Origin of the sequence: Nocardioides sp., from assembly GCF_016462705.1 — a bacterium.
Taxonomy (GTDB): Bacteria; Actinomycetota; Actinomycetes; order Propionibacteriales; family Nocardioidaceae; genus Nocardioides.
This window is the reverse complement of the sequence record NZ_JAEMSS010000237.1, coordinates 1-5,376: the sequence shown is the minus strand read 5'-3', so window position 1 is coordinate 5,376 and position 5,376 is coordinate 1. Positions and strand designations below refer to the sequence as shown.

Sequence of the window (5,376 nt, the reverse complement as noted above, 5' to 3'; positions counted from 1 at the left end):
ATCGGCTACGCGCGCGGGCACCACGCCCAGCCCGGGGGGATACAGCTGCATGGATCGAACGCATGTTCGAGTCCTGACCTACACTCTCGACATGGCCACCCATGTCGCCCCGCCCGGCTGGCCGCGCCAGGTCCGGCCTCCCGACGCACCGGACTGGGAGCGCACCGCCGAGCTCTGGCTGCTCGACCTGTGCCCGCCCGAGTTCCGCGGTTATCCGACCCTGAGGCGCCACGTCGTGGTGCTGGCGCGGTTCGCGGTGCTGCACGTCGAGGCCTGCCAGGCGTCGGTGCGCCGGGGGCTCAGCGAGGCGCGGGCCGAGCTGCGCGACGTCGCCGCTCTCGACGTGATCGAGGCGGCGATCCGGACGTGGCAGACCGAGGAGGCCCGGCTGGCGGTGCTGCGCCGCGCCGTCGGCCTCGTCGAGGAGGCGCTGCGCGGGAGGCGCTACGTCGCGCGGCTCTGACCCGCCCGACGCCGTACGCCCGCCCGGACGCTAGGGCAGCGGGTCGGTGGAGCCGAGCCGCCACAGGGCGACGCCGTGCAGGCCGAGGGACTCGGCCATCGCCACGCGCAGCTCGTAGGAGCGGCCGTCGGACCACCACAGCACGGTGCCGTCGGACAACCGGGCGGTCCACTCCCCGGCGCCGGCCCGCCAGGTCGGCGTGGCGCCGTCGGCGGCCACCCGCTTGCGGGCCTGCTTGACGGTGAGCGTGCTCCCGGTGCCGTGCCTGGGCCAGAAGTAGCCGTAGCCCGCGACTCCCAGGTCGACCTTGGTGGCGGGAACGGTCTCCAAGAGGGTCCGGACGGCCTGCCGCTGCCAGCGCCGGGCCCCGATCGGACCGGGACCGGACCAGGTCGGCCCGTGCTGGTCGTAGGTCATCAGCGCGATCGTGTCGAGGGTCGCGTCGAGCGCGGCCAGCTGGTAGCCCCGGGCCCGGTAGGCCCGCCGCTCGGTCGAGGCCTGCATCGCCAGGCTCACCGTCTTCTCCGGCGACATCCGGGCCTGCAGCTCCTCGGCCAGCCGGACTAGCCCCGGGCCGTCCTTGCGGGACATCGACTCCAGGTCCAGGTGGATGCCGTCCCACCCCTGGTCCGTCACGAAGCCGGCCAGGGTCGCGGCGACCTTGCGCACCCGCTTCGGGTGCCGCAGCAGCGCCGCGGCGGCAGCGGAGTCGAAGCCGCCGATCGCGTCGCTGTAGTTGCTCACCAGCAGCTCGGCGCGCAGCCCGTGGTCGCGGGCGGTGGCCAGCAGATGCCGGGTGCCGCGGTCCGGCGGCGACACGTCCCTGCCGTCCGCGGAGATCGTCACGCCCACCACGCCCAACGTGGCCAGCCCGTGCGCGTCCCGCTCGACGATCCGGTCGGGCGTGCCGCCGAGGATGTAGCCGGTCGAGGCGAGCTCGCCGGCCCGCCGGTCGTCGGGCATGCCCAGCGCAGGGGCCGGGGCGAGGAGCGCGATCGTGAGGGTCGTGACCAGGGCTGCGGTGCGCATCGGCCCACTGTGTCATCGAACCGCCACCGAGCCGCCATGAAACCGCGGCCGAACCGGGACAACCGAGCCCTCGCGCGGGGATGATGGTCCGGTGCCCGACCAGACCTCCCAGGCCGCCGTCTCGATGATGCACCGGTCCGCCGACCTCCAGGACGACCCCATCCGCCCCGAGGACGTCCTCTCCGGCGACCCCCGGGCCCGGGCCCGCACCTGGGCGGTGTCGGCGGACGGGACCACCTCGCACTGGATGTGGGAGTGCACCGCCGGGTCGTTCCGATGGTGGTTCGGGTTCGACGAGACGGTCAGCATCGTCGAGGGGTCGGTGCGGGTCGAGGTGGACGGCGAGGAGCCGATCGTCCTCGGCGTCGGCGACGCGGCGTACTTCCCGGCCGGGAGCTGGAGCACCTGGACCGTGGAGGAGTACGTCCGCAAGCACGCGGTCCTCCGGGTGCCGGTGCCGCGGTCCATGGCGTTCGTGTCCCGGGTGCTGGGCCAGCGCCGGTACGCCCGCGCGTGAACGGATCGGCGAGAAGATTCGCCTCCGTCCTGCTCGTGGACCCACGCGGGTGGGTGCTCCTCCAGGAGCGAGACGAGCACGCCCGCATCTCCCCGGACTGCTGGGGACTGGTCGGCGGCCACGTCGAGCCCGGCGAGGCGGTCGAGCGAGCGGCGCACCGCGAGCTCGGCGAGGAGACCGGCTTGGCCGTCGGTCACGACGGCCTCACCGGCCCGTTGCGGCTGTGGCGGGACTTCACCGCCCATGAGGACGGCGCCACGATCTGGGTCTTCACCGGGGCGACCCGGGCCACCGACGCGGACGTGGTCTGCGGGGAGGGACGCCAGATCGTCTTCGTCGAGCCCTCCGCCGCGGTGACGCTGCCGCTGTCGGACGTGGCGGCGGTCGTGGTGCCCCTGTTCCTCGACTCGCCGGAGTACGCCAGTCTGCTCCCATGAGCACCAGCTTCTCGGTCATCCCGCTCCCCGCCCACGGCGCCGAGGACGTGGTTGTCGCGACCCAGGGTCCGGACGCGGGTGCGGTGTACACCGGCACGGAGGACGGGACCATCTGGCGGGTCCGGGACGACGGCAGGACGGTCGAGCGGGTCGCGAACACCGGTGGGAGGCCGCTTGGCCTGGAGCTGGACCCCGACGGCCGACTCGTCGTCTGTGACGCGAAGCTCGGACTGCTGCGCGTCGACCCCGCCACCGGCGCCGTCGAGACCCTGGTCGACAGCGTGGCCGGCGTCCGGATGGTGTTCTGCAACAACGCGGCGGTCGCGACGGACGGCACGATCTGGTTCTCCGACTCCTCGACGAAGTTCGGCATCGACCAGTGGAAGGACGACTTCGTCCAGAACACCACCAGCGGCCGGCTGCTCCGCCGCGACCCGGACGGGACGCTCGAGGTCGTGCTCGACGGGCTCCGCTTCTCCAACGGGGTCGCGCTGTCCCAGGCCGAGGACTTCGTCGCCGTCGCCGAGTGCGCCGGACGGACGGTCGTCCGGCTCTGGCTGACCGGCGACCGGGCCGGCACCAGGGACCTGCTCTGCGCGGACCTGCCCGGCTATCCCGACAACATCGCCCGGGGGAGCGACGGCCTGATCTGGGTGACCATCGCCAGCCCGCGCGACCCGCTCGTCGAGCGGCTCCAGCACGGCCCGATGGTGCTGCGCCGGCTGGTGACCCGGATCCCCGCGGCGCTGCAGCCGAAGCCCAAGCGCACCGTCCGCGTCCAGGCGTACGACGACGCCGGCACCCTCGTGCACGACATCGACGTGAAGACGGAGGGCTTCCACATGGTCACCGGCGTCCGCGAGCACGACGGCCGGGTCTGGATGGGCAGCCTGGAGGAGCCCTCGGTGGCGGTCCACCAACTCTGATCTGCGCGCACTCTTCCGTAGACTCCCCGCATGCCACTGCTCGAGACGATCACCGGTCCTCGCGACCTCCGTGACCTGTCGGACGACCAGCTGGCGACCCTGGCGACCGAGATCCGGGACCTGCTCGTGCGGGCCTGCGCCCCGTCGGGTGGTCACCTCGGCCCCAACCTCGGCGTCGTCGAGCTGACGCTCGCCATCCACCGGGTCTTCGACTCCCCCCGGGACCGGGTCGTCTTCGACACCGGCCACCAGGCCTACGTGCACAAGATGGTCACCGGCCGGGCCGGCCAGTTCGACCGGCTGCGCCAGGAGGGGGGCCTCAGCGGCTACCCCAGCCAGGCGGAGTCCGAGCACGACATCGTCGAGAACTCCCACGCCTCCACGTCGCTGAGCTACGCGGACGGGCTGGCCAAGGCCTACACGATCCGCGGCGAGGACCGGCACGTCGTCGCGGTCATCGGCGACGGTGCCCTCACCGGCGGGATGGCCTGGGAGGCGCTCAACAACATCGCCGTGGCCAAGGACTCCAGGCTGGTCATCGTGGTCAACGACAACGGCCGCTCCTACACCCCGACCATCGGCGGGCTCACCACCGCGCTGACCTCGCTGCGCACCAACCCGCGCTACGAGCAGGTCCTGGACCAGGTCAAGCGGCGCCTCAACGCCGTCCCGGGCGTCGGCCCCACGGCGTACGACGCCCTGCACGCGATGAAGAAGGGCCTCAAGGACGCCGTCGCGCCCCAAGGGCTCTTCGAGGACCTCGGCCTGAAGTACGTCGGTCCCGTCGACGGTCACGACCGGCCCGCCATGGAGCAGGCGCTGGCCCGGGCCAAGAAGTTCAACGGCCCGGTGATCGTGCACGCGATCACCCGCAAGGGGTTCGGCTACGACCGGGCCGAGCAGCACGAGGCCGACCAGTTCCACCAGGTCGGCCCGTTCGACCTCGAGACCGGCGAGGCGCCCTCCAAGGGCCGGATCTGGACCGACGCGTTCTCCGAGGAGCTGGTGGCCCTGGGAGCCGAGCGCCGCGACCTCGTGGCGATCACCGCGGCGATGATGCACCCGGTCGGCCTGCACACTTTCCAGGCACGCTTCCCGGAGCGGACCTTCGACGTCGGCATCGCCGAGCAGCACGCCGTCACCTCGGCGGCGGGTCTGGCCATGGCCGGCCTGCACCCGGTGGTCGCGATCTACGCGACGTTCCTCAACCGGGCCTTCGACCAGGTGCTCATGGACGTCGCCCTGCACCGCTGCGGCGTGACCTTCGTGCTCGACCGCGCCGGCGTCACCGGTGACGACGGAGCCAGCCACAACGGCATGTGGGACATGTCGATCCTCCAGGTGGTCCCCGGCCTCCGGCTGGCCGCGCCGCGCGACGCGGCCCGGGTGCGCGAGCTGCTGCGCGAGGCGGTCGAGGTCGACGACGCGCCGACCGTGCTGCGCATCCCCAAGGGGCCGCCGCCCGACGACATCCCGGCGGTGGGCAAGGCCGGCGCCGCCGACGTCCTGGTCCGCAAGGGTCCCCGCGACGTCCTGCTCGTCGCGGTCGGCTCGATGGCCGAGGTGGCCGTCGACGTGGCCGACCGGCTGGGCGCCCAGGGCATCGGCGTGACCGTCGTGGACCCGCGCTGGGTCAAGCCCGTCGACCCGGCCATCGTCCAGCTGGCCCGCGAGCACCGGCTGGTCGTCAGCGTGGAGGACAACGGGGAGATCGGGGGCTGCGGCGCGGTGCTGCTGCAGACCCTCACCGAGGCGGGCGTGAGCACACCGTTCCGGCTGCACGGCATCCCCCAGGAGTTCCTCGGCCACGCCAAGCGGGGCCGGATCCTCGAGCAGATCGGGCTCACCCCGCAGGCGCTGGCCCTCGGCATCGTCGAGGCGATGTCGGCCCTGCCCGACCCGGGCGCCGACGAGGCCGTGGGCGGCCCTCCGGTCGATGCCGACAAGACGGTCTAGGACGCGCCCTCGCCCCCTCCTGGCCGGGGCGGCCCTGCTGCTGACGGC

General features: G+C 73.2%; 6 protein-coding genes. 5 read left to right on the top strand and 1 reads right to left on the bottom strand.

The genetic code is table 11. The annotated features are described in order from the left end of the window. Positions 1–91: 91 nt before the first annotated feature. A complete protein-coding gene (locus JHD21_RS20315) occupies positions 92–463 on the top strand; it encodes a hypothetical protein (RefSeq protein ID WP_292679053.1) in 372 nt (123 codons plus the stop codon). A 30-nt stretch (positions 464–493) separates the two neighbouring features. On the opposite strand, the gene JHD21_RS20310 is transcribed toward JHD21_RS20315, so the two are convergent. Next, positions 494–1,492, bottom strand: coding sequence for a glycosyl hydrolase family 18 protein (locus JHD21_RS20310; RefSeq protein ID WP_292679051.1), 999 nt, complete (start codon positions 1,490–1,492; stop codon positions 494–496). Positions 1,493–1,583: 91 nt separating this feature from the next. On the opposite strand from JHD21_RS20310, the gene JHD21_RS20305 reads away from it, so the two are divergent. From JHD21_RS20305 to dxs, 4 genes are read left to right on the top strand one after another with little or no spacing between them, the layout of a single operon-like run. Next, positions 1,584–2,009 (top strand): cupin domain-containing protein, encoded by a 426-nt coding sequence (locus JHD21_RS20305; protein ID WP_292679048.1) that lies wholly within the window; start codon positions 1,584–1,586, stop codon positions 2,007–2,009. Continuing rightward, on the top strand, positions 2,006–2,446 hold the full coding sequence (locus JHD21_RS20300) for an NUDIX hydrolase (RefSeq protein WP_292679045.1): 441 nt from the start codon (positions 2,006–2,008) through the stop codon (positions 2,444–2,446). The genes JHD21_RS20305 and JHD21_RS20300 overlap by 4 nt, the downstream gene beginning before the upstream one ends. Continuing rightward, positions 2,443–3,372 carry an SMP-30/gluconolactonase/LRE family protein gene (locus JHD21_RS20295; RefSeq protein ID WP_292679042.1) on the top strand — a complete coding sequence of 310 codons (930 nt, stop codon included), beginning with the start codon at positions 2,443–2,445 and terminating at the stop codon, positions 3,370–3,372. Before JHD21_RS20300 ends, JHD21_RS20295 begins: the two co-directional genes overlap by 4 nt. Before the next feature lie 30 nt (positions 3,373–3,402). After that, positions 3,403–5,328 (top strand): 1-deoxy-D-xylulose-5-phosphate synthase, encoded by a 1,926-nt coding sequence (gene dxs, locus JHD21_RS20290; RefSeq protein ID WP_292679039.1) that lies wholly within the window; start codon positions 3,403–3,405, stop codon positions 5,326–5,328. The last annotated feature ends 48 nt before the right edge of the window (positions 5,329–5,376 follow it).

Bases quoted from the DNA above. Each gene is read 5' to 3' on its own strand.
- JHD21_RS20315 (WP_292679053.1), top strand. From the start codon at position 92: ATGGCCACCCATGTCGCCCCGCCCGGCTGGCCGCGCCAGGTCCGGCCT.
- JHD21_RS20295 (WP_292679042.1), top strand. From the start codon at position 2,443: ATGAGCACCAGCTTCTCGGTCATCCCGCTCCCCGCCCACGGCGCCGAG.
- JHD21_RS20310 (WP_292679051.1), bottom strand. From the start codon at position 1,492: ATGCGCACCGCAGCCCTGGTCACGACCCTCACGATCGCGCTCCTCGCC.
- dxs (WP_292679039.1), top strand. From the start codon at position 3,403: ATGCCACTGCTCGAGACGATCACCGGTCCTCGCGACCTCCGTGACCTG.